We start from the raw sequence: 25,856 nt of genomic DNA, 5'->3' as shown, positions 1-25,856 counted from the left end.
TCCCGTATGCCCAAGTGCGGCGGTGGATATGCGGGGCCGTTCGCGGCTCCTTCGCGGGGGTGTCGTACCCGACAATGGGCCTGTGCTGGAGATGACACGCGAGGAGTTCGAGGAACTGGTCGCCGCGGCGCTGGACCGGATTCCGCCGGAGTTGACGCGGCTGATGGACAACGTCGCGGTGTTCGTCGAGGACGAACCGCCCGCGGACGATCCCGAGCTGCTCGGGTTGTACGAGGGGACTCCGCTGACGGACCGCGGTGAGTGGTACGCCGGAGTGCTGCCGGACCGGATCACGATCTACCGGGGGCCGACGCTGCGGATGTGCGCATCTCGGGAGGAGGTCGTCGAGGAGACCGAGGTGACGGTGGTGCATGAGATCGCGCATCACTTCGGGATCGACGACGAGCGGTTGCACGCGCTCGGTTACGGGTGAGCGAGCACTGTTACGAAGGTGCGGCCGGGCTGTGTCGCGGGGCGCGTGTCCTCTTGTGGGCGGCGGGAGTTGGGCAGGTTGACTTCTTCGCCCGCCACTGGAGGTGGCCGCCGTGCGCCCCTTGTACGTACCTGTCCGTCTGGCCGCCACGGTCATCGCCGTCGCGGCTGCCGCCGGCTGTATGAGCGTGGGTGACGACGAGGGAGGCGGAAGCGCCAAGCCGTCGCACTCCGCCGGGCAGCGAGGCGGTGAGGCGCCCGACGGGGGGTCGGCCGTGTCGGGCGGTGGGTCCGGGTACGGGGCGCACGCGGAGGACGGCAAGCGGGGGAAGACGAAGGGCAAGGGGAAGAAGGGCGAGAAGGGGGCCGAGAAGTCGGCGCCGCCCTCGGCCTCGCCGTCCGCGGGGGTGAGCGCGTCCGCCCCCGCGGGGGGCGGCAAGCCGGACCGGCCGGGGCAGACCGAGAAGCCGGGTCCCACGCGTACGGCCGAGCCGACGCCCACCCGGACGGTGGAACCGGAGCCGACGCCGACCCAGGAGCCGACCACCGTCGCGCCCACGCCCACGGAGGCCGAGCCGTCCTCGTCCGCGCACGAGGAGACGGGGCCGCAGCTGGGCGAGCGGGAGCCGGCGCCGGCCGCGGGGGCGCCGGCGTGACGTCCGGTGAGTGACGTTGCCTACACCGGGCTTCGGTCGATTTGCCTTGGGGGGTTGGGGGTGCGTATGGTGGTAGATCGTTTGATCCCATTTGCCCGGCGCCAACGCAGAGCGCGCCGTGTGGCGCGTTCTCTCCCTTGCCGTGGCTGACCGCATAGAGGCGGTCGTATTGCGAAATCACGGAGTTGACGGGCGCGTGCCGACGAGACTCCGGAAGGTTTCGCTTAAGCATGTCCATTTCCAGTACTGATCACGTCGTCGTGCCCGAGAACGAGGGCACCGAGGGCGCGGCGGACGCTCCCGAGGTCACCTTCGCGGACCTCGGTCTCCCCGAGGGCGTCGTGCGCAAGCTCGCGCAGAACGGCGTGACCACCCCCTTCCCGATCCAGGCCGCGACCATCCCGGACGCCCTGGCCGGCAAGGACATCCTCGGCCGTGGCCGCACCGGCTCCGGCAAGACCCTCTCCTTCGGCCTGCCGACCCTGGCCACGCTGGCCGGCGGCCGCACCGAGAAGCACAAGCCGCGCGCCGTCATCCTCACGCCGACCCGTGAGCTGGCCATGCAGGTCGCCGACGCGCTCCAGCCCTACGGCGACGTCCTCGGCCTGAAGATGAAGGTCGTGTGCGGCGGCACGTCCATGGGCAACCAGATCTACGCCCTCGAGCGCGGCGTCGACATCCTCGTCGCCACGCCCGGCCGTCTGCGCGACATCATCAACCGTGGCGCGTGCTCGCTGGAGAACGTGCAGATCGCCGTTCTCGACGAGGCCGACCAGATGTCCGACCTGGGCTTCCTGCCCGAGGTCACCGAGCTCCTCGACCAGGTTCCGGCGGGCGGCCAGCGCATGCTGTTCTCCGCCACGATGGAGAACGAGATCTCCACGCTGGTCAAGCGCTACCTGACCGACCCGGTCACGCACGAGGTCGACAGCGCCCAGGGCAACGTCACGACCATGTCGCACCACATCCTGATCGTGAAGCCCAAGGACAAGGCGCCGGTCACGGCCGCGATCGCCTCCCGCAAGGGCCGCACCATCATCTTCGTCCGCACCCAGCTGGGCGCCGACCGTATCGCCGAGCAGCTGCGCGACGCGGGCGTGAAGGCCGACGCGCTGCACGGCGGTATGACGCAGGGCGCGCGGACCCGGACGCTGGCCGACTTCAAGGACGGTTACGTCAACGCGCTCGTCGCGACCGACGTCGCCGCCCGCGGTATCCACGTCGACGGCATCGACCTGGTGCTGAACGTGGACCCGGCCGGTGACCACAAGGACTACCTGCACCGCGCCGGCCGTACCGCTCGTGCCGGCCGCACGGGCACGGTCGTCTCGCTGTCGCTTCCGCACCAGCGCCGCCAGATCTTCCGGCTGATGGAGGACGCGGGCGTCGACGCCGGCCGTCACATCATCAACTCCGGTACGGCCTTCGAGCCGGAGGTCGCCGACATCACCGGCGCCCGTTCGATGACCGAGGTCCAGTCCGAGTCCGCGGGCAACGCGGCCCAGCAGGCCGAGCGCGAGGTCGCCCACCTCACCAAGCAGCTGGAGCGGGCGCAGCGGCGCGCGAGCGAGCTGCGCGAGGAGGCCGACCGTCTGGTCGCCCGCGCCGCCCGTGAGCGCGGCGAGGACCCGGAGGCCGCGGTGGCCGAGGCGCAGGCGGCGGTGGCCGAGGCGACCGAGGTGTCCGTGCCCGAGCAGCAGGTTGCGCAGCACGCCGACCAGGCCGACAAGACGGAGGCTCCGGCGTACGAGCGCCGTGAGCGTCGGGACAACGACCGTGGCGGGTTCCGTCGGGACGACCGTCGTGACGACCGCGGTGGCCGTTCCTTCGAGCGTCGGGACGGCGGCGATCGCGGTGGGTTCAACCGTGACCGTGGCGACCGTGGCTTCGAGCGCCGTGACAACGACCGTGGCGGCTTCCGTCGCGACGACCGCCGTGACGACCGTGGTGGCCGTTCCTTCGAGCGTCGCGACAACGACCGTGGTGGCCGTTCCTTCGAGCGCCGTGACAACGACCGTGGCGGCTTCCGTCGCGACGACCGTCCGGCCGGCCGCCCCTTCGAGCGCCGTGACGAGCGCGGCGGTCACCGTGGCAGCGACCGTCCGTTCAACCGCGACCGCCGCGACGACCGTCCGGGCTTCCGCTCCGGCGGACACGACCGCCCGTACGGCCGTCGTGACGACCACCGTGGCACCGGCGGCTCGTCCTTCGGCCGCCGCGACGACAAGCCGCGCTGGAAGCGCAACGGCTGACGCCGCGTGAGGTGACTTCGCGCCGGGGTCCCACCGTCTTTTCGGTGGGACCCCGGCGTTTTTTCGGTCGGAGTGCGGCCGGAATTCCCTTTCCCGAAAGTCTGTGCGGTGGCTGTAAGATCAGCCGACTTGTGAGACGGATGTGAAGGCCGGGGGGCCTAGGGTGCCGTGAGTGCGCCGGGTCCGTCTCCTGCTTCCCGGGGAGGGACCCACTTGCCACGCCATGGCTTCGTACGCCTGCGTCTCGTCGCGGCCACCGCCGTACTGGCCGCCGGCCTCAGCCCGTCGCTTCCGGCGGCCGCCGCCCCGGACGTGCCGCAGGAGACGGTGGTGCCGGCGACGCTGCGCAGCACGTACACCTCCGGTGCGCTCTACGGCGGGTCGAACTACGCAGGGAACAACGGTGCCGGCGCACAGGGGGTGTTCCACACCCTGGAGGGCTCCGGGCTGGTGTGGACGCGGTACGCGGACGGCAGGTCGACGAAGGTGGTCCATCCGGCCGGGTACGCCGGCTACGGCACGGCCGGCGGCGACGTGCTCGCGTACCGCTACGCCGACGGCCGGGTCGACCTGTGGAACGCCGCCGACGGCATGACTCGTACGGTGCGGGTGCCGGAGGGACTGACCTATCTCACCGCCTATGAGGACCTGGCGGTCGCCTACCGGAACCGGACCGACGAGGCCGGGGCGAGCGTGAAGGACGTGCACCTGCTGCTCCCGGAGGCCGACGGCGGCACGCGCGACGTGCAGGTCACCGGGCTGCCGGAGGGGTACGCCCTCGGGCTGCCCAGGGCCGCGGACGCCGACGGGCTGTTGTTCATGGCGGGGCGTCCGGGTACCTGGGGGCCCTACGTCTGGGTCGTGGTCGACAAGCGGACGGGACAGGTCCAGAGCGTGACCCCGCCCGTCTCCGAGGCCTACGGCAAGGCACAGGTCACCGGCGACCATGTGGTCCTGTTCAATTTCAACGACCCCGTCGTCAAGGTCTTCTCCCGCTCCGACCTGTCCGTCGCGCCGGTCGAGGTCAGACTGGACGGCGGGGGCGTCAACCCCGCGCAGGACCTCGCGGTCGTCGGTGACTGGCTGGTCCACCGGCCCAGTGGGGGGTATTCGGTGCGCGCGAAGCCCATCGCGGGCGGGCCCACGGTGACCCTGCTGCCCAGTTCGAGCCAGCGGGTGGCCGGCGTCCCCGACGGCACCGCGGTGGCGATCGGCCTCACGGACACCGCCGCCGGCGACTGGGGCGTCCAGCGCATCCAGCCGGGCCCGGACGGACGCCCGGTCGTCACGCGGATCAAGGCCATGCCGAAGCCGCCCGCCGCGATCCAGGGCATCTCCCTCGAACAGGGTCGCCTGGTCGTGGCGGACGCGAGCAGAGCTGAGCGGCGCAACGACTACGTGCGGACGGTCGCCGTCACCGGAACGCCCGAGTTCGGTGAGCGCTCCGACTTCACCCCCGGGTCGGCCCCGGAGATCGCCGCCTGCTCCGTGAAGGAGGTGGCCTGCTCGCAGATCTTCGGCACCGCCGACGGCCGGATCGCCTGGATGGACTTCGGCGGCGTCGACTCCTACGCGCTCCATGTCAACGGCCCGCAGGACGGCAGCCTTTGGGAGCGGGGCGTCCCCTTCGACGGGCGCATCCTCGATGTGTCGGGGCGGTACGTCCTGTACACGGACCCGGGCATGCGGTTCGTCTACAGGATGGGCGAGCACGGTGCCCCGGTCGCTCAGGCGACGGGCGCGGGCGCACTCGACGGCGACGTGCTGTGGACGGCCGGGGCGACCCCGGGCACCGTCACGGCGCTGAACCTGTCGACCAAGAAGTCGACCACGGTCACCACCGACGCCGGCTGCAAGCCCGTCCAGCTTCAGGCGCTCGGCCGCTACCTGTACTGGACCTGCGACGGCCGGGCCGGTGTCTACGACCGCACGGTGAAGAAGTCCGTGCCCGTCCCGGCGGACGAGGCGAAACTCGGCGACGGGTACGTCGTCACCCACGACAAGAAGGCCGGGAAGCTCACGCTCACCACGGTCGCGGGCGGCACGCCGGCCAGCCGGGTCATCGGCGACCTGCCCGACACCGGCGACTCGCAGCGCGAGGTGCGCTGGACGGTGGACAGGGCCGGCGCCAACGCCGCCTACGTCGACGAACAGCAGCGCGTCCACCTCGTACCGTCCGGAGTGCCCCAGCAGCCGCTGCGGCTGCTCGGGCCCGCGCAGAGTGCCACGTTCGTCGAGGCGCGCGGGATCGACACCCCGTCGGACACCCTGACCACCGTGCTGCTGTCCAAGCCCTCGGCGGGCTGGAAGCTGACGGTGCGGAACAAGGCGGGCCAGGTTGTCCACACGAGCGATGGCGGTGCGGCGCGCGGTGAGCTGAGCGTCGGGTGGGACGGGGACGACCCGGCGCGGAGCGGTGACGCGTTCCTGCCGAGCGGCTCGTACGACTGGACGCTCGCGGTCACGCCCGCCGACGGCGTGGGCGCGCCGCTGGAAGTGGGTGGCACGGTCCGGTTGCTGCACGGCGACCCGGTCCGGCACGACCACGCCGGTTCCGAGGGGCTGCCGGACGGCGTGGGCGACCTGCTGACCCTCAACTCCTCGGGCACGCTGACCTTCCAGCAGGGCACGGGCAAGGGCACCTTCTCCGGGAAGGTCTCGGGGAGCGGCTGGTCGACCAAGGCGGTCGCGGTGCCGTTCGGGGATCTGAACCACGACCGGTGCAACGACGTGCTGGTGCGGATGAGCGACGGTTCGCTGCGCGGCTACAAGGTCAAGTGCGGTCTGGCACCGGCGACTTCGATGCCGTACACGAAGCTCGGCACCGGCTGGAACGCCTACGACGTGCTCACCTCGCCCGGCGATCTGACCGGTGACAAGCGTCCCGATCTGCTGGCGCGCAAGACCTCGACCGGGGACGTCTACGTCTTCGCGGCCAAGAGTGACGGGACGCTCGCGGCCGGGAAGAAGATCCGTTCGGCGTGGACCGGTTACACGAAGATCGTGGGCGCCGGGGACCTGAACGGCGATGGTCACGGGGACGTCCTCGCCCGTGACAGGGCCGGGACGCTGTGGCGCTACAACGGCCTCGGCAACGGGCTGCTGAAGGACCGGGTGAAGGTCTTCGCGAACTGGGGCACGGGCTACACCGTGATCGTCGGCCCCGGGGACATCACCGGGGACGGCAAGGCCGACCTCGTCTCGCGGGACGGCGGCGGGAATGTCTGGCGCAACAACGGTGACGGCAAGGGGTCGTTCGGGGCGCGGGTGAAGATCGCGAGCGGGTGGCAGGGCTACAAGGGCATTTTCTAGCCATGTTGTGATGCATGTCATGTCCCCAGCGAGGGAATCGCTGGGGACATGACAGATGACGCCATAGCGAGTGGGCGGTCTTCCGGGGGGATCTCGGACGAAGAGCGGCTGGCCCAGCTCGGTTACACGCAGGTTCTCGCCCGCCGCATGTCGGCGTTCTCCAACTACGCGGTCTCGTTCACGATCATCTCGGTCCTGTCGGGCTGTCTGACGCTGTATCTGTTCGGCATGAACACGGGCGGCCCGGCGGTGATCATGTGGGGCTGGGTGGCCGTCGGCCTGATGACGCTCTTCGTGGGGCTGTCGATGGCCGAGATCTGCTCGGCCTATCCGACCTCGGCCGGCCTGTACTTCTGGGCGCACCGACTGGCGCCGAAGCGGACCGCCGCGGCCTGGGCGTGGTTCACGGGCTGGTTCAACGTGCTGGGCCAGGTCGCGGTGACGGCGGGCATCGACTTCGGGGCCGCGTCCTTCCTGGGCGCGTATCTGAACCTGCAGTTCGACTTCGAGGTGACGCCCGGCAGGACGATCCTGCTCTTCGCGGGCATCCTCGTCCTGCACGGCCTCCTCAACACCTTCGGCGTACGCATCGTCGCCCTGCTCAACGGCATCAGCGTGTGGTGGCATGTGCTGGGCGTCGCGGTGATCGTCGGCGCGCTGGCCTTCGTGCCGGACCGGCACCAGTCGGCGTCCTTCGTCTTCGGCGAGTTCGTGAACAACACGGGCTGGGGCAGCGGGGTGTACGTGGTCCTGGTGGGCCTGCTGATGGCCCAGTACACCTTCACCGGCTACGACGCCTCGGCCCATATGACGGAGGAGACGCACGACGCGTCGACGGCGGGCCCGAAGGGCATCGTGCGGTCGATCTGGACGTCGTGGATAGCCGGGTTCGTGCTGCTGCTCGGCTTCACCTTCGCGATCCAGTCGTACGAGGGTGCGCTCACGTCCCCGACGGGCGCGCCGCCCGCGCAGATCCTGCTGGACGCCCTGGGTGCCACGGCGGGCAAGCTGCTTCTGCTCGTCGTCATCGGGGCGCAGCTCTTCTGCGGGATGGCGTCGGTGACGGCCAACAGCCGCATGATCTACGCCTTCTCGCGCGACGGCGCCCTGCCGTTCTCGCACATCTGGCACACGGTCAGCCCGCGCACGAGGACGCCGGTGGCGGCCGTGTGGCTGGCGGCGGGCGGGGCGCTGGTCCTCGGGCTGCCCTATCTGATCAACGTCACCGCGTACGCGGCGGTGACCTCGATCGCGGTCATCGGCCTCTACATCGCGTACGTCATCCCGACGTTGCTGCGGGTGCGCAAGGGGGACGCGTTCGAGCGCGGGCCCTGGCATCTGGGCCGCTGGTCGGAGGTCGTGGGCGTGGTGGCGGTGGTCTGGGTCGGCGTGATCACGGTGCTGTTCATGCTGCCGCAGGTGTCGCCGGTGACCTGGGAGACCTTCAACTACGCCCCCGTCGCCGTCCTGGTCGTCCTCGGCTTCGCCTGGATCTGGTGGCTGGCCTCGGCCCGGCACTGGTTCCTCAACCCCGGCCACGAGCGCACACTCGCCCGCGAGGCGGCTCGGGCGGGGGCGCCCAAACAGGTGGATCCGTAGCACTTCGCCGGCACTTCGCCGCGCGCGCCCCACCGCGAGGGCTCACTCCACCGCCCTGCGCCCCCGCCGACGTGGCCGTGACCCCGATACCCGATCGGAGACACGGCCACCTCCGGCTATGCTCGGGGAGGCAACATCGCCTGGGCCCTTAGCTCAATTGGCAGAGCAGTGGACTTTTAATCCATTGGTTGTGGGTTCGAGTCCCACAGGGCCTACGGGTGGTAGGCGGGGGATATGGCCTCTGACCTGCTACGCAGCGCCCGAGTCGACTTCCGTCGGCTCGGGCGCTGCTGCGTTTTGCGGGCTGTGTGCGGGCGGATGCGCCCCTGACCCGGCGTCACTGCGAAGGGCGACGGCCTCCACGGTTCGGCCGACTTCTGGTTCTCACGTTTTGGGTTGCGTCTATCCGTGAGGCGCAGCTAACCTCGCCTCACGGATAGATTCCCTCTCAACCGTGAGGTCTGGCGATGGCCGACACCCGCACACCAAGTCAGCAGGTCCCCGTCCCGGTTCGTGTCCTCGGTGGCCCGACCGCCCTCGTCGAGTACGGCGGTCTGCGGTTCCTCACCGACCCCACCTTCGACGGGCCCGGCGACTACCCCCTGGGCGGTGGACGTGCGCTGACCAAGACCGCTCCGGCCGCCGTCCGGCCCGCCGAGCTCGGGCGGATCGATGTCGTGCTGCTCTCGCACGACGAGCACCCCGACAACCTCGACGTCTCCGGGCGGGCGCTGCTCGCCGAGGTGCCGCTCACGCTCACCACGCCGAGTGGGGCGAAGCGGCTCGGCGGTGCCGCGAGGGGGCTGGCCGACTGGGAGTCCGTGGAGGTGGAGCGGCCCGGTGGGGGTCTGGTGACCGTGACCGGGGTGCCCGCGCTGCACGGGCCGGGGGAGCGGGCGGAGCTCGAAGCGGTCGTCGGGCAGGTCGTCGGGTTCGTGCTGACCGGGGACGGGCTGCCCACCGTCTACGTCAGCGGTGACAACGCCCAGCTCGGGCCGGTCAAGGAGGTCGCCGAGCGGTTCGGGCCGGTGGACCTGGCCGTGCTCTTCGCCGGGGCCGCCCGTACCGCCGTGCTCGACCGGCAGTTGCTCACGCTCGACAGTGCGCGGGCCGTGGAGGCGGCGCGGATTCTCGGGGCGCGCCGGATCGTTCCCGTCCATTTCGACAGCTGGGCGCACTTCACCGAGGGACGCGAGGCGTTGACGGCTGCCTTCACCGAGGCGGGGCTGATCGGCCGGGTGCAGTTCGGGTGACCCGGAGGGGGCTGACGCCGTGGGCGTCCCGCACTCCGCGGGAATGTCATAGAAATCGGTCCCTTGAGGCCCAGCCTCTCTAGCGGTCGTACATACGACAGTGGGGCGGGCGCCCGATGCCGGGCGCCCGCCCCTTCGTCATGCGGCGCGCGCTCAGCCGGCGCTGAGCTTCGCGAGGTCTCCCAGCGGGAGCGTGTGCTGGGTCTGGAGGACCTTCGCGCGCAGGTAGCGGACGTTGTCCGGGGTGGCGAAGACGCCGGTGGGGACGCGGTCCTTGACCTCGATGCCGAGGTCGCGCAACTGGTCGGCCTTGTCGGGGTTGTTGGACAGCAGGTCCAGTTCGCCGATGCCGAGGGCGGTGAGCATCTGGGCGGCGGCCGTGTAGTCGCGGTCGTCCTCGGGCAGGCCCAGCGCGGCGTTCGCGGCGTAGGTGTCGAGGCCCTGGTCCTGGAGGGCGTACGCGTCGAGCTTGTTGTAGAGGCCGATGCCGCGGCCCTCCTGACGCAGGTACAGCAGCACGCCGCCGCGCTCGGCGATGCGCTCTACGGCCTCGCGCAGCTGGGGGCCGCAGTCGCAGCGGGCCGAGCCGAAGACATCGCCGGTCAGGCACTCGGAGTGCAGACGGACCAGCGGGGTGGTGCCGGGGGCCGGGTCGCCGAGGACGACGGCCACGTGCTCCAGGCCGTCGGCCAGGCCGTGGAAGGTGACGAGTTCGGCGTCGACGCGGTAGCCGTCCTGGAAGCGCAGCGGGACCCGGACGCGGGCGCGCTGGGTGGCGGCGGCGGGGAAGTCGGGCATGCGGGTTCTCCGGGTTCCGTACGTGGCTATCTGCTTCAGATTTGAATCAGCAGCTCGGCCAGGACCCTACCCCATGCTTTAAATTTGAATCAACAGGTTTGTCGGGCGGATCACGAACAGGGCTTGTTGGAGCGCCGCCGCCAGGGCACGTCGTCCGGCGCGGCGTGCGCGCCCTCCCCCTGGAACCCCTCGCCGACCGCCGTGAAGATCTCCTCCAGCTGGCCGACCTGCTCGGGGGTCAGCCGGTCGAAGAGCAGCGACCGTACGGTCTCGACATGGCCGGGGGCCGCCTCTTGAAGGACCCGCATCCCCTGGTCGGTGAGGGCCGCGATGCTGCCCCGTTTGTCCCAGCGGCAGTCCTCGCGCCGTACCAGACCGTCCTTCTCCAGGCGGGTGACGGCGTAGGTCAGTCGGCTGCGGGTGATCTTCAGACCCTCCGCGAGGTCGGTCATGCGCAGTCGGCGCTCCGGGGTTTCGGAGAGAGTGGCGAGGATGGAGTAATACAGGTGGGGCATGCCGGCCTCCTGCTGGAGCTGCCGGTCCAGCGCATCCTCCACGAGCGCGGCGGCGGCGATGTACGCGCGCCAGGCGCGCTGCTCCTCCGGGGTGAGCCAGCGAGTCGTCATACCTCCAGTGTAGGTTTGTTTCAAAGTTGAACCAAGACCCAGACCGTCGAGTCGGAGAAGGCGCCCATGCCGTCGTACCCCTACGTCCTGCTGTCCGCCGCCGTCTCCCTGGACGGCTACCTCGACGACACGACTCCCGACCGCCTGCTGCTGTCCGGCCCGGCCGACTTCGACCGGGTCGACGAGGTCCGGGCCTCGGTGGACGCGATTCTGATCGGCGCCGGCACGATCCGGGCGGACAACCCGCGGCTGCTGGTGAACTCGGCCGAGCGGCGGGCCGCGCGGGTGGCGGCGGGGAAGCCGGAGTATCCGTTGAAGGTCACGGTCAGCGCGTCGGGCGAGCTGGACCCGGCGGCGAACTTCTGGCACACGGGCGGCGACAAGATCGTCTATACGACGGACAAGGGCGCGGAGCGGCTGCGGCGGGCGCCGGTCGAGGCGGACGTCGTCGCGCTGGGCGAGGAGCTGGACTGGCGGGGGCTGCTGGCGCATCTGCGTGCGGTGCGCGGCGTCGAGCGGCTGATGGTCGAGGGCGGCGGCACGATCCACACCCAGCTGATCCGGCAGGGGCTGGCGGACGAGCTGCAGCTGGTGCTGGCGCCGCTGTTCGTGGGGGATGCGCGGGCCCCGCGGCTCTTCGGGCCGGGCGGGTATCAGGGTGGACGGCTGCGACTGGTGGAGACGCGGCGGATCGAGGACGTGGTGCTGATGCGTTACGAACCGACGGCGCCCGGTGCCGGTGCCCTTCCCTGCGCTGCGGATCGGCACTGGCTGGGCCTGGCGTGCGAGCTGGCGGCGCAGTGCCCGCCCTCGGAGACGGCGTTCAGCGTCGGGGCGGTGGTGGTGGCGGACGACGGGACGGAGTTGGCGCGCGGGTACTCCAGGGAGGGCGGCGATCCCGTGGTGCATGCGGAGGAGGCGGCGCTGGCGAAGATCCCGGCGGGGGATCTGAGGCTGGCGTCGGCGACGGTGTACAGCAGCCTGGAGCCCTGCACGCGGCGTTCGTCACGGCCTGTGCCGTGTGCGCGGCTGATTCTTGAGGCGGGGGTGCGCAGGGTGGTGACGGCTTGGCGGGAGCCGGACACGTTTGTCGTGGGGGCCGACGGGAGCGGGGTGCTGGCGGCGGAGGGCGTGGACGTGGTGGTGCTGGCGGAGTACGAGGAGCGGGCGACGGCGCCGAATGCGCACCTGCTGGGGTGAGGCCGGGTTTCGGTCCTTGAAGGGTCGTTGAAGGGGTCCTTGCAGGGGTTCTTGAAGGGCCTTTTCCTCAGGTGCCGCACGGGCTGGGAGTGCCTGGACCAGCTCTGAAGGGAAAGGTGTGTGCTTTGGGTCCCGCGGATGGCGTACTATTGAGTCAACGACGCGGGGTGGAGCAGCTCGGTAGCTCGCTGGGCTCATAACCCAGAGGTCGCAGGTTCAAATCCTGTCCCCGCTACTGAAGGCTCAGGGCCGGAACTGATTCAGTTCCGGCCCTGAGTGTTTTCCCCGGTCGGCTCCCAGCGCTCGCTCCCCGCCCCCGCTTCGGCAACCCTGGTGAGGTGGAGCAGCGGCGGATCTCATACGCACGCCGGTTCGTCCGGCTGCTCCCCGGCCTGCTGATCGCGGCCGGTGCCGTGTACGACTACATCACCCCCTCCGACTTCACCGGCGCCCCCTTCTTCACCGCCGCGCCCCTGGTCGCCGCCCCGCTCTACTCGCAGCGCGGCACGGTGGTCACCGGCGTCGTGGCCATCACCGTGCTGCTGGTGCTCCGCGTCCTGCGCGGCGGCCTGCCCAAGGCGGAGGTGATCACCGAGCTGGTCACCACCGTGGTCGTCTGTGTGCTCGCCGTCCTCATCAACCTCCTCGTCCGCCGCAGCGACGAGCGCCTCGCCTCCGTCCGCGAGATCGCCGAGGCCGCCCAGCGCGCCGTACTGCCCGAACCCGCCGAGCGGATCGGCGGGTTCGAGATCGCGGCGCGCTACGAGGCGGCGCAGCAGGGCGCCTCCATCGGCGGTGATCTGTACGCCGTCCAGGACAGTCCGCACGGTCTGCGGGTCGTCGTGGGGGACGTGCGCGGCAAGGGGATGGGGGCGGTCGGGGCCGTAGCCGTGGTGATCGGGGCCTTCCGGGAGGCCGCCGAGCAGGAGGTCACGCTGGAGGCGGTCGCGCAGCGACTGGAGCGGGCGCTGGCGCGTGAGCGCACCCGGCGCGACAGGGTCGAGACCCGCGAGGGGTTCACCACCGCCGTACTCGCCGAGCTGCCGCACGGCAACGGGATCGTGCGGCTGGTCAACCGCGGGCATCCGTCACCTCTGCTGCTGTACGCCGACGGCACGGTGCGCCCCCTGCCCGCCACCGAACCCGCGTTGCCGCTGGGCATGGCCGAGCTCGGGGCCTGGCCCGACCGGGCCGACGAGGCCGACTTCCCGGGCGGGGCCACCCTGCTGCTGTACACCGACGGCCTGTCCGAGGCGCGGGACGCGAGCGGACGGTTCTACGACCCCGAGACAGGGCTCGCGGGGCGCGCCAACGCCCAGCGCGAGCCGGCCGCGCTGCTCGGCGTGCTCGCGGCGGAGGCCCGCCGGCACTCCGGGGGCGGGATGGCGGACGACCTGGCCCTCATGGCCGTACGCCGGCCTTGATCGTTGTCACCAGGGGTGATCGGATGACCGCCCTCCGCATAACAACTGACATACCGTCAATACCTGTGTGGCCCCTGAGCCTTGGCCAACTCGCCCGATTTGGACCGCTCATGACCTGTAAGTCCAGGCGAGAATCGTTAATGATCAAGTGGAACAGCTTGGAATCCGCACCCCGCGTCTATTAACGTTCGATAACGCAGCGCGGTCGTCCCAGCCGTCACAAGAGTCGGCTCCGTGCGCACGCGCCGAGTCCCGCAAGGGAGCCGGGGAACCACCACCCTGGGGTGAATCGCACGGATTCCGCCGTGGAAGCACGGTTGGTATACGCGCGTAGGAGACCTTCCTGCTCCGAACCCGTCAGCTAACCCGGTAGGCGAGAAGGAAGGAAAGGAGTACGCCCACGTGGCGTCAAACCGGCCTGCTCCGCAAGCCCCGTTCGTGCCGAGCCAGCGCACCACCGAGACTTTCGGCTACGACAGCTACCGCACCGACGAGGGCCCGTTCGAGGAGTGGAACCCCACCGCGGAGTCCATTCGTCCCGTTCGTGGCAGGCATCGCGTCTCCAAGCAGCGCGGCGGGGGACTCGCCCGCAGCTCCACGGTTCTCGGCGTCGGCGTCATAGCCGCCGTCGGCGCGGGCGGCATGGCCAGCGCCAACAGCGGCAAGCCGCCGGTCGCCATCACGATGCCGGACCTGCCCCTCATCTCCGACGACTCCTCCGAGCCCGCCGAGGACACGGCCACCGCGCTCAGCACCATGGGCGAGGCCACCGAGGAGACCGCGCAGGACGGCTCCGACGCCGGCGAGGCGCTGCGCAGCCGGATCATCGCGCAGGCCGAGCTCCAGCAGGACCAGATCGACAGCAAGGCCGCCGCCGCTGCCGTCGCCGCCGCCCAGAAGGAGGCCGCCGCGGCGGCCGCCAAGGCGGAGAAGGAGGCCAAGGCCAAGGCCGCCGCCGCGAAGGCCGCAGCCGAGGAGGAGGCCCGCAAGAAGGCGGAGGCCGAGCGTCTCGCCGAGCTGGCCAAGCAGTACACGCTGCCGACCTCCTCGTACACCATCACCTCGACCTTCGGACAGGCCGGCGCCTACTGGTCCTCCGGTTACCACACCGGTCTCGACTTCGCCGCCCCCACCGGCACGCTGATCAAGGCGATCCACTCCGGCACGGTCACCTTCGCCGGCTGGGACGGCTCGTACGGCTACAAGACGGAGATCACCCTCGACGACGGCACCGAGCTCTGGTTCGCGCACCAGTCCTCGATCAGCGTCAGCGTGGGCCAGAAGGTCAACACGGGCGACGTCATCGGCCGCGTGGGCGCCACGGGCAATGTGACCGGCGCCCATCTGCACCTCGAGGTGCACCCCGGCGGAAGCTCGAGCGGCATCGACCCGATGGCGTGGCTGCAGGGCAAGGGCCTGACGCCCTGAGACACCCTTCAGCGGGTATCCATTTCTGATCCCCGGCGGTCCTGACGGCGTCCCCCCGACGTCAGGGCTGCCGGTTTTCAGTGTGCCCGCAGGTTTTCCGGGACTTTGTCGCCGTCCTGGAATGAGCTGCTCCGGCACGGCAGTTGACGTTGAGCATGACTTCTCTTCGCAAGCTCGGCTCCTCCGACCTCGAGGTCCACCCGCTCTGCCTCGGCGGCAACGTCTTCGGCTGGACCGCCGACCAGACCCAGTCCTTCGCCGTCCTCGACGCGTACACGGCGGCGGGTGGCAACTTCATCGACACAGCCGACGTCTACTCGGCGTGGGCCGAGGGAAACGCGGGCGGCGAGTCCGAGACGGTCATCGGCAACTGGCTGACGGCACGCGGCAACCGGGACGATCTCGTGATCGCCACCAAGGTCAGCCAGCACCCCGATTTCCGGGGTCTGACGGCGGCCAACATCAAGGCGGCCGCCGACGCCTCCCTGCGCCGCCTGGGCACCGATCACATCGACCTCTACTACACCCACTACGACAAGCCGGAAGTGCCGGTCGAGGAGATCATCGGCGCCCTGGACGAGCTGGTGAAGGCGGGCAAGGTACGGCACATCGCCGCGTCCAACATCTCCGCCGAGCGCCTGGCCGCCTCCCTCGCCTTCTCCGACCGCGAGGGCCTCGCCCGGTATGTCGCCCTCCAGCCGCACTACAACCTGGTCTCCCGCGACACCTACGAGGGCGCCCTGCAGAACCTCGCCGAGCGGGAGGGTCTGGCGGCGGTCCCGTACTACGCCCTCGCGTCCGGTTTCCTCACGGGCAAATACCGCGCCGGTACGACGGTGGACAGCGCCCGCGCCCAGGGTGCCGGCCGGCACGCGGAGACGGAGCGGGGCCGACGGGTGCTGGCCGCCCTGGACGAGGTGGCCCTGTCCCACGAGGTGCCGGTGGCGACGGTGGCCCTGGCCTGGCTCGCGAACCGGCCGACGGTCGCGACGCCCCTCGCGTCGGCCCGGACGGTGGAGCAGCTTCCGGCGCTGCTGGGGGTGGCGGAGCTGAGGCTGACGGAGGAGGAGCTGGAGAGGCTGACGGAGGCGTCGGCCTGAGTCCGCCGCTCTTCCTCGGTCTCTACGACCGGTACGGGTTGTAGAGGGGGTACGGCACCGTCGGCCCGTACTCGGGCCCGTTCTCAGGTGCGTACCCGGGCCCGTTCACCTGGCCGTACGGCTGCCGGTGGACGGGCCCGGGACCGGCGTATCCGTACCCGTACCCGTGCCCGTGCCCCGTCCATGTCTGCGCGGCGACCGCGTGCTCCAGCGCCGGCCGTGCGAACTCCCGCCGCGCCCAGAGCTCGTGCAGCAACTCCTGTTCCCGTACGACGTAGTCCGCGCCGGCCCGGCCGCGGCGGCCTCGGTGCCGGAGGAACGCCAGCGAGGTGGCGTAGGCCTCGTACTGCGCCACGGCCCGCGCTGCCGGGCGCCCCCCTCGGTGGCGCGCGTACTGCCGGGCCACCCGACGGTCCCGCATCGAGCCCAGGGCGAACGGCTCGCTCGGGGACAGCCACCCGGCGACGACATACGCGGGCAGTTCCTCGCGCACGGTCCTCAACTCGCGCTGCCGGGTCCAGATCACCAGCCAGGTCAGCAGCCCGAACGCGGGCACCATCAGCGTCGCGTACACGGCGAAGAAGCCGTACTCGCCGAAGGTCGAGGAACCGTTCCACATGGCGTGCATGCCCATGGCCAGCAGCAGGCCGAAGAGCGGCAGAAGCACGCGCCGCACGTGCTGCCGTTCGCCGGCCAGCGCGGCGATGCCGAAGCCGATGCCGGTCAGGACGGTGAAGAGCGGGTGCGCGAAGGGCGACATGATGACGCGGACGAAGAAGGTCGCCGCCGTGACGGAGGCGATGCCGCGGTCGCCGGTGAGCTGGTCGGTACCGAAGGCGGTACCGAGGTAGAGGATGTTCTCGGTGAAGGCGAAGCCGGTGGCGGTGACCCCGGCTATCACCACGCCGTCGACGATGCCGGTGAAGTCGCGTCGGCGGAAGAGGAACACGAGCAGGATGGCCGCGGCCTTCGCCAACTCCTCCACGACGGGCGCTATGACGGTCGCGCCCAGGGTGTCCGCGTGCGACGGATCGGCCGTCGCGGTCGCTATCCATCTGGTCGCGAAACTGTTGGCGACGATCGCTATCAGCGCCGCCGCGCAGGCACCCCAGGCGAACGAGAACAGCAGATTGCGCCAGGGGCCCGGCTCGACCCGGTCCAGCCAGCGGAACGACGCCACGAGCAGCGGCACGGGCAGGACGGCGAGCCCCAGCCCGACCAGGAACCCCTCGGTGCCGGTCTGCTCGCGCACCAGGGCGAGGATGACCAGCCCGGAGAGCGCGAGCAGGGTGCTGAGCGCGCCGTAACGCACCCAGCGCTTGTGCCACCAGTGCGCGTGCCGCAGTGCGCCGCCGGTGGGACCGGTGGGGTGCGTCGGGTACGGGGGACAGGTGGCCACGGCATTGACCCTAACGAGGCAGGGGCGCCGCCCGCAGCAGCGCGAGTGGGGCTCGGGCGCCGGAGGGGGTTGCTGTCGGTGCTGTTCTTCCCGCTGCTCCTACCGCTGTACGCGGCGGAAGAGCAGGTCGTTCACGACATGACCCTTGTCCAGTCCTTGGCCCTCGAAACGGGTCAGCGGCCGGAACTCGGGACGGGGCGCGAAACCGCCGTCGGTCTGGGTGTTCTCGAAGTCGGGGTGCGCGGTCAGCACGTCGAGCATCTGTTCGGCGTACGGCTCCCAGTCGGTGGCGCAGTGCACCAGAGCGCCGGGCTTCAGCCGGGTCGCGGCGAGGCTGAGGAACTCGGGCTGGATGAGCCGCCGCTTGTGGTGGCGCTTCTTGGGCCAGGGGTCGGGGAAGTAGACGCGCAGCCCGTCGAGCGAGTCGGGGGTGAGCATCTCGCGCAGCAGGATGATGGCGTCGCCGTTGCCCACGCGGATGTTGCCGAGCCCGTGGTGGTCGGCGAGGTTGAGGAGGTTTCCCTGCCCCGGCGTGTGCACGTCGACGGCGAGGATGTCGGTGCCGGGGTCGCCGGCGGCCATCTGCGCGGTCGCCTCCCCCATGCCGAACCCGATCTCCAGGACGACCGGGTTCTCGTTGCCGAACAGCTCACCGAGATCGACGACGCACTGCCCGTCGATGTCCAGCCCCCACTTGGGCCACAGCCGCTGCAAAGCGTCCGCCTGTCCCGCGGTCACCCTGCTCCGCCGTGGCTGAAAACTCCGAATCCGCCGCTCGAAGTGCGACCCGGCCGGATCGGCCTTGGGCCCGTCCGGGAACCGGGGCTCCCCCTTGGATCGGGTATGCCGGACGGACACACCGGGCATGTGGTGCGCGAGCGCGCCTCCGGCCTCGGACGGACCGGGGACGGCGGGCTGGGGGGCTTCGGGGGCGTTGAGGGAGTCAGACACAGTGGGGTCGATTTTACGGGGAGCGCGAAGAGGCGGACCCACGCCCACTTCTCAACGCCGGTCCAGGCAGTCCGAGGCCGTCCGGGGTACTGGCACCGTCCCCCCTCACACCCCCTCCAACACCGCCAACGCTCTCCGGGCCACCTCCCGCCCGATCGGCAGCGAAGCAGTGGCCGCGGGACTCGGCGCGTTCAGCACATGCACTGCCCGAGCCCCTTCCCGGATCAGAAAGTCATCCACCAGTCCCCCGTCCCGCAGAACGGCCTGCGCCCGCACCCCCGCGGCCGCCGGCACCAGATCATCGGACGTCACCGCAGGCAACAATCTCCGCACCGCCCCCGCGAACGCCCTCTTGGACACCGACCGCCGCAGCTCCCCCGCCCCGTACCGCCAATGCCGCCGCGCCATCCGCCACGTCCCCGGCCAGGAAACCGTCGCCCCGACCTCTCGCGGCCGTACGACCCCCCATCCGTACCCCTCCCGGGCCAGCGCCGGCACCGCGTTCGGCCCGATGTGCACACTCCCGTCGATCCCGCGGGTGAGATGCACGCCGAGGAACGGAAACGCCGGATCCGGTACCGGATACACCAGTCCCCGCACCAGCTCGGGCCGCGCCAGCGAGTAGTACTCCCCCCGGAACGGCACGATCCGCACCTCCGGCTCGTCGCCGGTCAGCCGGGCCACCTCGTCGCAGTACAGCCCGGCACAGTTCACCAGCACCCGCCCTCGCACGACGTCTCCGCCCGTCGTCCGCACGGCGACCCCCAGCTCCGCCCGCCGGTCGACCCGCTCGACCCGCGCGCCGTACCGGATCTCCGCCCCCGAAGCCTCGGCCAGCTGCCGGGCGACCCCGACGAAGTCGCACACGCCCGTCGTCCCGACGTGTATCGCGGCGAGCCCGCGCACCTCGGGCTCGTACTCCGCGATCTGCGCGGCACGCAGCTCCCGGACCGGAATGCCGTTCTCCCGTCCGCGCTGCACCAGCGCGTGCAGCCGCGGCAGCTCCTCGCGCTCGGTCGCGACGATCAGCTTGCCGGTGACGGCGTGCGCGATGCCGTACTCCGCGCAGAACTTGACCATCTCCGCGGCACCCCGCACCGCGTACCGCGCCTTCAGGGAGCCCGGTCGGTAGTAGATCCCGCTGTGGATGACCCCGCTGTTGCGCCCCGTCTGGTGCCGGGCTGGGCCCGGCTCCTTCTCCAGCACGGTCACCCGCGTGCCCGGCGCGGCACGCGTGATCGCATACGCCGTGGCCAGCCCGACGATCCCACCGCCGATGACCAGCACGTCACAGTCGTAAGCGAGCGTCCGCACCTGCTCCACCTCCCGGTTTCGATAATGCACTGCGCCACTGACAACGCACTCAAACCCTCCGCACCGCCGCGTCCTGAAGGGAGTGCGGGAGCCGTGCATCCCGGCGTGGCGATCTGGAGGGGGAACCTTTGGCAAGGGCGGGAAGTCCGGCCACCCGTCCGCCGTGATCCGGCCACGGCGAGTTCACGCGCCGCTTCGACGATGCGGCAGATCATCCCGGTCTGCCGCATCGGTGCGATGCAGCGGCACTGAACAGAAACGGCACATCCATGAGACGCCTCACCCCGGCGTTGGCCCTCGGCCTCGCCGCACTCCTGGCCGCCGCCCCCGCCGGCGCCAGTACGAACAGCAGCACCCGCAACGGCTACGGCACCAAGGCGACGTACGCACCCGGCCAGAACCCCCGCTCCTATCAGCGGCCCCCCGCCGGCTTCACTCCCGTCTTCACCGAGAACGTCTCCCGGCACGGCTCCCGCGCCGCGACCGACAGCGAGGACGGCGACCTGGTCCTGGCGCTGTGGAAGAAGGCCGAGGCCGCGGGCCGGCTCACCGTGAGGGGCAGGGAGTTCGGGCCCAGGGTGCAGGCGTTGCAGAACGCCATGAGCACCGTGGGCTACGGCGACCTGAGCGGGCGCGGCAAGCGGGAGATCCAGGACACGGCCGTGCGGATGGAGCAGCGGCTGCCGGGGCTGTTCAAGAAGATCGCCGGCGACCAGGAGAAGATCGACGTCGTCAGCTCGGGACAGGGCCGAGCCGTCGACAGCGCGAACCTGTACGCGGGCGCGCTCGCCGGTACCGACGCCGCCCTGAAGCCGCTGATCGGTCCGACCCGCACGGACGTCGACCTGCTCTACTTCCACAAGGCGGCCGGCGGCGCGGCCTACCGGGACTACATCGCAGGCGACCAGCGGCTCGCGAGCACCCTGAAGTCGATCACCGACCGGCCCACGACCCATCGCGCCGCCCGCGACGTACTGACGAAGCTCTTCAAGGGCGCCTTCGTCGACCAGCTCTCCGACGACGACCGCGTGGCCGCCGCCACGGCCGTCTACAACCTGTACGCCATCGCGCCCGCCATGAGCGACGAGAGCCCCGGCGGCCGGGGCTGGGGCATGGAGCGCTTCATCTCCGAGCGGAACGCGGCCTGGTTCGGGTACCTGAGCGACGTCGAGGACTTCTACGAGAAGGGCCCCGGCTTCGCGGGCAGCGACATCACCTACGAGATGGCGGACGTCCTGCTCGACGATCTCTTCCAGCAGGTCGAGGCCAAGCGGGACGGCACCAGCGACCTGGGCGCCGAGCTGCGTTTCACGCACGCCGAGGAGATCATCCCGCTGGCCGCGCTGATGGGTCTGCCCGGCAGCACGAAGGGCGCCACGGCCGAGCGGCCGTACACCTATGCCGACAACCCGTGGCGGGGCGCGTCCGTGGCGCCGCTCGGTTCGAACATCCAGTGGGACGTCTTCCGCAAGGGCGACACCTACCTGGTGCGGATGCTCTACAACGAGAAGGAGACCGCCTTCAAGGCCGGTTGCCGTCCGATCGCCCGGAACAGTTCCTTCTACGACCTCGACGAGCTGGAGCGCTGCTTCGGGCGCACGGACGGCGCGTCGTAGCAGCCCCGTTCGGGCAGGACGCGGACGGCGGCGGCTCGGGTCCGCCGAGCCGCCGCACACCGCGCGCGCGGGGGAGGGCACGCTCAGGCCGGTGCCATGAGCAGCGGCCGCGCCCTCTCCCGCAGTTCGACCACCCGGGGCTCGTCGCCGTACGGCTCCAGGCGGTGCAGCAGGTCCTTCACGTACTCCGTGGTGCGCGCGGACGATATCCGCCCCGCGACCTCCACCGCTCGCACGCCCTGCTCGCATGCGGCGTCGAGGTTGCCCGACTCCAGTTCGGCGACCGCCGAGACGACGAGCCGCAGCCCGTGCGAGCGCACGAACTCCTCCGTCGGCTTCGACAGGGCCTGCTCCGTGAACCGCCGTACCTGGCGCGGCGCCTTGAGATCCCGGTAGCACTCCGCGGCGTCGGCGGCGAAGCGATCGTAGGAGTAGAAGCCGAGCCAGGACGGGTCGTTGTCGCCCTCCCTGGACCGCTCCAGCCAGCCCTCCGACGCCTTCAGGGCCGCGCCGGCGGCCTGCGCGTCACTGGCGCGCGCGTGTGCGCGTGCCTCGACCAGGCGGAAGAAGCTCATGGTGCGGGCCGTGGCGAGGCCACGGTTGCGTTCCAGCGCGGCCTGCGCGAGGTCGACGCCCTCGTCGCCGAAGCCCCGGTAGGTCGCCTGGAGCGACATCGACGCCAGGACGTATCCGCCCAGCGGTACGTCGGCCGCCGCGCGCGCGAGCCGCAGCGCCTGGATGTAGTACCGCTGCGCGGCCTCCTGCTGCCCGGTGTCGAAGGCCATCCACCCGGCGAGCCGGGTGAGTTCGGCGCTCGCCCCGAACAGCGCCCGGCCCACCTCGTCGGAGTACGAGCCGAGCAGCAGCGGTGCCGCCTCCACTCGTAAGCACTCGGGCACCATGGACGAACGCCAGTCACCGCCTCCGTACTTGGAGTCCCAGCGCCTGGCGTCCTCGGCGGCCTCCCGCAGCTTCTGCACATCGCTGTGGCCGACTTTGAGCGGTGCGCCGGAGTCCTCCGCGGAGTTCACCTCGCGCGCCACCGAACTGTCGGCCGGGGTTATCAGCCACCGTGAGGCAGGCGTTGCGTATGCGCTTACTGCGAACGAACCGGCCAGCGACTGCCAGATGCCGCCGGAGCCGGCGCGGCGTCCGGCGAGGTCGAGGCGGTACAACTCGGTCGCCGACCTCACCGCTTGTCCGACGTCCCGGGGGAAGGCGAGGCCCACTTCGGGTGCGGGGTCCGCGTCCGCCAGGCCGATCTCGTGGAGCGGCACCGGGCGGCCCAGCTTCTGGCCGATCGCGGCGGCGATGAGGTGCGGTGCGGCACCCTGCGGCACCATGCCCTTCGACACCCAGCGCGCCACCGATGTCTTGTCGTAGCGAAGAGTCAGGCCCCGCTGAGCGCCAAGGTCGTTGACGCGTCGAGCGAGTCCTGCGTTGCTGATTCCCGCGAGGGCGAGAACGGCGCCGAGTTTTTCGTTCGGCCCGCGTTGCTCCCTGGACATGCGCCACCCCTCGACACAGACGGCTGCCGCGCTGGCATAACCACGCGGCATTCGTAAACCCAGCGTAGTTCGCCGCATCCCAAGCGTTAAGGGGCATTGTTCCGGATGGCGGGATTGTGGTCCGTACTCAAGTGCGCACCCCCTACGCACAGTTGTGATGTGCTCCCGCTGTGTGGCTGTGCGCCCGTCCGTGCGCTCTTCTCCGGCCACCGGGGGAGCGGTTCCATGGCTTCTGCGTGGGTCGGCCCGCTGTACTGGATCCAGTGGGCTGGGGGATTCCGCCGCCTACATCCCCGCGGGCGGCGGAACGGTCCGGGGGGCGCACTCCGTTCCCCGGACTGCGCACGCGGCGAGCACGGCGAGTAGTGCGGAGGGCTTGTACGGAGCGTGCGTGAGCCTGTCCATGCGACGCCGATTTGGCCGAAAATCGATCCCGTGCGTCGCGGGTGATTGCCGCTCCTACCATGGGACTTGAGGGCGCGAACGGCGTTTTTGGGGAGCGTTTCGGGGGCGCATTCGCGCCGCACATGCCCTGTCGTCGCCCTGACCTGGGTGCCCGGATCTTTTCGCTCCGCGCGGTGGATCTCCTTGCCCCGTCCGGGTGTTCGGTGCGCGTCCGCCGCGGCGTGCGGGCGCCCGCACGGGCGTGATTGCCCGAGCTCGAGCGGCTCCGCCGCCGCTCCGGTGCGCCTCCTTCATGGCAGCATGGTGAACCGGTTCGTACGGTGCACTGGTTGTCCACAGCCTGTGGAGGCGTCCATGCGGTGGTTGGTGGGATGGAGCAGCACCACCGCGGTTGCCGCCCAAATCGGCTCCGCGGGGGCCACCGGAAGCGACGGCGAAACCGTGCACCCGGTGGGATCCCAACTCCTGTGGGGCGACCCCGATCCGCTGTGGGCGGTCGGCGACTGGCGCCCCGACGAGGTGCGCGTGGTGAAGGCCGACGCGCAGAACCGGATCGCGGTCCTGGGCACCTGCGGGGCGAGCGACGAACAGCTGCGTCTCGGTCTGTTCGCCGCGCGCGGAGGGGCACTTCGGCATCTGACGGCCTGGTCCGGCAGCTACACGGCCGTCGTCCAGGTAGGCCGCAGGGTCACCGTGTGCGGCGATCTGGCCGGCGCACGGCCGGTGTTCTACACCCCTTGGGCGGGCGGTACGGCGTATGCGACCGCCGCGCTTCCCCTCGCCGACCTCATCGAGGCCAACCTCGACTTCGGGCACCTCGCCGCGCTGCTGGCCGCCCCCGACGTACCGGCGGCCCTGCACGACTCCACCCCGTACGACGGCGTACGACGCATTCCGCCGGGGCATGCGCTGATCCTGCGCGCCGGGGCGCGTGAGATCGCCGGGTACGAGCCGGTCGCCTCGCTGGCGGTGGCGGCGCCGACCGCCGATCCGGACAGCGCGGTGGACGCGGTGCGCGACGCCCTGGTGGAGGCGGTGCGCGCGCGTCTGTCCGCGCCCCGCCACGTTCCCGACATCGACCCCGGCCCGGTGCCGGGGATGGGACCGGCCGAGCGGCGTGCCGCGCGCGGGATGCCGGTTCCGGGCATCGGCGCGGATCTGTCCGGGGGGCCCGCGTCGGCCACCCTGGCCCTCCTCGCCGCGGGCCTGCCCGGCATGCCGGGCACGGTGCTGGGGCACGGCACCGGCGCGGGGGAACGCCTCCTGGCGGTCACCTTCAACGACCTGGCGGTAGGCGGCCGCGAGGCCGAGCTGGAACGCGCCGGCGCCCTGGCGGCCAACCCGCGCCTCCACCACGTGGTGGTGGCAGGCGGTGAGGAGACACTGCCGTACGCCGACTTGGACGGCCCCCTGACGGACGAGCCGGCCCCGAGCCTGGTGACGGCGGCGAGGCACCGCGCGCGTCTGGCATCCGGCAGCGCGGACCACTTCACGGGCTACGGCGCCCGGCAGGTCCTGGATGCCCACCCGGCCCGCCTCGCGGACCTCCTGATGGACCGCAAACGGCGCCATCTGGTCCGCCCGGTCGCGGCCCTGGCGAAGGCGGACGGCTCGGTGCTGGTCCCCGCGCGCGTGTACGGCGCGGCACGCAAGCTGGCCCGCACCCCGTACCGCACCGGCCTGGAGTCCCTGGCCGCCCGCCTGATGGACCGTCGCTTCGACGAACCCGGAGGTGCCGTGGGGGCGTCGCTCGCGGCGCTCACCTGGGCCAGACCGGGCCCGGCGGCACGATGGCTGACGGGGGAGGCGCTGGCTGAAGTATCGGTTCGCCTTCAGACGGCGACGAACCGCAACGGAGTGGGACCGGGCCAACGCCCCGGCGACTACCGCGCGCGTGCGGCCCTCGCCCGCCACGCAGCGGACATCCGCATCCTGGAGCAAGCCGCCGAGATCCGCTCCCAACGCCTGCACACCCCCTTCCTCGACAACCAGGTCGTCCGCGCCTGCCGAGCCCTCCCGGAGGCCCTGCGCGTCCAGCCCGGCGCCCGCGCCGCGATCCTCCGTACGGTCCTGGAGGGCGCCGGAGTGGCCGACCTCCCGCCCGGCTGGGGCGCCCCTTCCCACGCGTCGGCCGCGGTCGCCGCACGAACGGGCATGAGGGTGGCCACGGACTCCCTGATGGCCCTGTTCGGCACCCCCCTCCTCGCCCAGGCGGGCCTGGTCGAGGCCCGAGTGGTCCGCAAGGCCCTCCGCGCGGCCTCGGAGGGCGAGCCGCTCCCCCTGGACGGCCTGGCAGACCTGGTCTCCCTGGAACTCTGGCTGGTCCGCCTCCTGGCCCGCCGAGGCACTTGCTGGACGGGAACGCCCGCGCGGCAGCGAGCGGTACCGGCGGGGATCAAGCCGCAGCGGGGGGCGTTGGGAGCGGGGGCGGGGGTGCCGCGTCCCTAGCCGTCGGCCTCTGTCAGCCCGTCCGGCGTTTGAGGACGAGGACCTTTCGGGGCCGACGGGGGTCCAGGCGGCGGAGCCCCTTGGCGGGGTGGAAGGGGCGGAGCCCCTTCAGGATGGGACGGGTAGGGGCGGCGG

The 25,856-nt window shown here is 71.3% G+C and carries 18 protein-coding genes, 2 tRNA genes and 1 riboswitch; of the genes, 14 read left to right on the top strand and 6 right to left on the bottom strand.

Features of this window, described 5'->3' with window-relative positions; genetic code table 11:
• Positions 1–82 precede the first annotated feature (82 nt).
• The 7 genes from ACFQ6S_RS20365 to ACFQ6S_RS20335 all read left to right on the top strand — a co-directional run bounded on the left by ACFQ6S_RS20365 (position 83) and on the right by ACFQ6S_RS20335 (position 9,504).
• A complete protein-coding gene (locus tag ACFQ6S_RS20365) occupies positions 83–433 on the top strand; it encodes a metallopeptidase family protein (RefSeq protein ID WP_383411403.1) in 351 nt (116 codons plus the stop codon).
• 112 nt (positions 434–545) lie between these two features.
• Positions 546–1,088 (top strand): hypothetical protein, encoded by a 543-nt coding sequence (locus ACFQ6S_RS20360; protein ID WP_383411400.1) that lies wholly within the window; start codon positions 546–548, stop codon positions 1,086–1,088.
• Between the two features lie 230 nt (positions 1,089–1,318).
• Positions 1,319–3,340, top strand: a complete 2,022-nt coding sequence (locus ACFQ6S_RS20355; RefSeq protein ID WP_383411397.1) for a DEAD/DEAH box helicase — start codon at positions 1,319–1,321, stop codon at positions 3,338–3,340.
• A 213-nt stretch (positions 3,341–3,553) separates the two neighbouring features.
• Positions 3,554–6,652, top strand: a complete 3,099-nt coding sequence (locus ACFQ6S_RS20350; protein ID WP_383411394.1) for an FG-GAP-like repeat-containing protein — start codon at positions 3,554–3,556, stop codon at positions 6,650–6,652.
• A gap of 48 nt (positions 6,653–6,700) precedes the next feature.
• On the top strand, positions 6,701–8,251 hold the full coding sequence (locus ACFQ6S_RS20345) for an amino acid permease (protein WP_383411391.1): 1,551 nt from the start codon (positions 6,701–6,703) through the stop codon (positions 8,249–8,251).
• A 142-nt stretch (positions 8,252–8,393) separates the two neighbouring features.
• A tRNA-Lys gene (locus ACFQ6S_RS20340) sits at positions 8,394–8,466 on the top strand.
• A gap of 252 nt (positions 8,467–8,718) precedes the next feature.
• Entirely contained in the window at positions 8,719–9,504 is a 786-nt protein-coding gene (locus ACFQ6S_RS20335) for an MBL fold metallo-hydrolase (RefSeq protein WP_383411388.1), read from the top strand.
• A gap of 153 nt (positions 9,505–9,657) precedes the next feature.
• Here ACFQ6S_RS20335 and ribA read toward each other — a convergent pair whose 3' ends face one another.
• Positions 9,658–10,302, bottom strand: a complete 645-nt coding sequence (ribA, locus tag ACFQ6S_RS20330; protein ID WP_383411385.1) for a GTP cyclohydrolase II — start codon at positions 10,300–10,302, stop codon at positions 9,658–9,660.
• 110 nt (positions 10,303–10,412) lie between these two features.
• The gene (locus tag ACFQ6S_RS20325; protein WP_383411382.1) at positions 10,413–10,928 is read right to left on the bottom strand and encodes a MarR family winged helix-turn-helix transcriptional regulator; all 516 of its coding nucleotides are present in this window, start codon (positions 10,926–10,928) and stop codon (positions 10,413–10,415) included.
• A 66-nt stretch (positions 10,929–10,994) separates the two neighbouring features.
• Between ACFQ6S_RS20325 and ACFQ6S_RS20320 the strand changes: the two genes are divergently transcribed.
• The 5 genes from ACFQ6S_RS20320 (at position 10,995) to ACFQ6S_RS20300 (ending at position 16,080) form a co-directional block, all read left to right on the top strand.
• A complete protein-coding gene (locus ACFQ6S_RS20320; RefSeq protein WP_383411378.1) occupies positions 10,995–12,128 on the top strand; it encodes a dihydrofolate reductase family protein in 1,134 nt (377 codons plus the stop codon).
• 161 nt (positions 12,129–12,289) lie between these two features.
• A tRNA-Met gene (locus tag ACFQ6S_RS20315) sits at positions 12,290–12,363 on the top strand.
• A gap of 103 nt (positions 12,364–12,466) precedes the next feature.
• Positions 12,467–13,552, top strand: coding sequence for a PP2C family protein-serine/threonine phosphatase (locus ACFQ6S_RS20310; protein WP_383411375.1), 1,086 nt, complete (start codon positions 12,467–12,469; stop codon positions 13,550–13,552).
• A 233-nt stretch (positions 13,553–13,785) separates the two neighbouring features.
• A riboswitch (cyclic di-AMP (ydaO/yuaA leader) is annotated at positions 13,786–13,943 on the top strand.
• An 11-nt stretch (positions 13,944–13,954) separates the two neighbouring features.
• Positions 13,955–14,980, top strand: a complete 1,026-nt coding sequence (locus tag ACFQ6S_RS20305) for a M23 family metallopeptidase (RefSeq protein WP_383411372.1) — start codon at positions 13,955–13,957, stop codon at positions 14,978–14,980.
• A gap of 155 nt (positions 14,981–15,135) precedes the next feature.
• Positions 15,136–16,080, top strand: a complete 945-nt coding sequence (locus ACFQ6S_RS20300) for an aldo/keto reductase (protein ID WP_383411369.1) — start codon at positions 15,136–15,138, stop codon at positions 16,078–16,080.
• Between the two features lie 22 nt (positions 16,081–16,102).
• On the opposite strand, the gene ACFQ6S_RS20295 is transcribed toward ACFQ6S_RS20300, so the two are convergent.
• The 3 genes from ACFQ6S_RS20295 to lhgO all read right to left on the bottom strand — a co-directional run bounded on the left by ACFQ6S_RS20295 (position 16,103) and on the right by lhgO (position 19,744).
• A complete protein-coding gene (locus tag ACFQ6S_RS20295; RefSeq protein WP_383411366.1) occupies positions 16,103–17,479 on the bottom strand; it encodes a PrsW family intramembrane metalloprotease in 1,377 nt (458 codons plus the stop codon).
• A gap of 99 nt (positions 17,480–17,578) precedes the next feature.
• Positions 17,579–18,430, bottom strand: a complete 852-nt coding sequence (trmB, locus tag ACFQ6S_RS20290; protein WP_383411363.1) for a tRNA (guanosine(46)-N7)-methyltransferase TrmB — start codon at positions 18,428–18,430, stop codon at positions 17,579–17,581.
• 105 nt (positions 18,431–18,535) lie between these two features.
• Positions 18,536–19,744: an L-2-hydroxyglutarate oxidase gene (gene lhgO, locus ACFQ6S_RS20285; protein WP_383411360.1), complete on the bottom strand. Its 1,209-nt coding sequence runs from the start codon at positions 19,742–19,744 to the stop codon at positions 18,536–18,538.
• 269 nt (positions 19,745–20,013) lie between these two features.
• On the opposite strand from lhgO, the gene ACFQ6S_RS20280 reads away from it, so the two are divergent.
• Positions 20,014–21,360 carry a histidine-type phosphatase gene (locus ACFQ6S_RS20280; protein WP_383411357.1) on the top strand — a complete coding sequence of 449 codons (1,347 nt, stop codon included), beginning with the start codon at positions 20,014–20,016 and terminating at the stop codon, positions 21,358–21,360.
• An 83-nt stretch (positions 21,361–21,443) separates the two neighbouring features.
• Here the strand turns inward: ACFQ6S_RS20280 and ACFQ6S_RS20275 are convergent, their stop codons facing one another.
• Positions 21,444–22,868 (bottom strand): MFS transporter, encoded by a 1,425-nt coding sequence (locus tag ACFQ6S_RS20275; protein ID WP_383411354.1) that lies wholly within the window; start codon positions 22,866–22,868, stop codon positions 21,444–21,446.
• Positions 22,869–23,627: 759 nt separating this feature from the next.
• On the opposite strand from ACFQ6S_RS20275, the gene ACFQ6S_RS20270 reads away from it, so the two are divergent.
• On the top strand, positions 23,628–25,721 hold the full coding sequence (locus tag ACFQ6S_RS20270; RefSeq protein ID WP_383411351.1) for an asparagine synthase-related protein: 2,094 nt from the start codon (positions 23,628–23,630) through the stop codon (positions 25,719–25,721).
• Positions 25,722–25,856 lie beyond the last annotated feature (135 nt).

Source organism: Streptomyces sp. NPDC056479 (assembly GCF_042795335.1).
GTDB lineage: Bacteria > Actinomycetota > Actinomycetes > Streptomycetales > Streptomycetaceae > Streptomyces.
Note: the sequence above shows the minus strand (reverse complement) of the source record. Positions and strands in the feature narration are given on the sequence as shown.

Excerpts from the sequence above, each read along its gene's own strand:
- ACFQ6S_RS20355 (WP_383411397.1), top strand. The coding sequence starts at position 1,319 with ATGTCCATTTCCAGTACTGATCACGTCGTCGTGCCCGAGAACGAGGGC.
- ACFQ6S_RS20345 (WP_383411391.1), top strand. The coding sequence starts at position 6,701 with ATGACAGATGACGCCATAGCGAGTGGGCGGTCTTCCGGGGGGATCTCG.
- ACFQ6S_RS20335 (WP_383411388.1), top strand. The coding sequence starts at position 8,719 with ATGGCCGACACCCGCACACCAAGTCAGCAGGTCCCCGTCCCGGTTCGT.
- ribA (WP_383411385.1), bottom strand. The coding sequence starts at position 10,302 with ATGCCCGACTTCCCCGCCGCCGCCACCCAGCGCGCCCGCGTCCGGGTC.
- ACFQ6S_RS20325 (WP_383411382.1), bottom strand. The coding sequence starts at position 10,928 with ATGACGACTCGCTGGCTCACCCCGGAGGAGCAGCGCGCCTGGCGCGCG.
- ACFQ6S_RS20320 (WP_383411378.1), top strand. The coding sequence starts at position 10,995 with ATGCCGTCGTACCCCTACGTCCTGCTGTCCGCCGCCGTCTCCCTGGAC.
- ACFQ6S_RS20300 (WP_383411369.1), top strand. The coding sequence starts at position 15,136 with ATGACTTCTCTTCGCAAGCTCGGCTCCTCCGACCTCGAGGTCCACCCG.
- ACFQ6S_RS20280 (WP_383411357.1), top strand. The coding sequence starts at position 20,014 with ATGAGACGCCTCACCCCGGCGTTGGCCCTCGGCCTCGCCGCACTCCTG.
- ACFQ6S_RS20275 (WP_383411354.1), bottom strand. The coding sequence starts at position 22,868 with ATGTCCAGGGAGCAACGCGGGCCGAACGAAAAACTCGGCGCCGTTCTC.
- ACFQ6S_RS20270 (WP_383411351.1), top strand. The coding sequence starts at position 23,628 with ATGCGGTGGTTGGTGGGATGGAGCAGCACCACCGCGGTTGCCGCCCAA.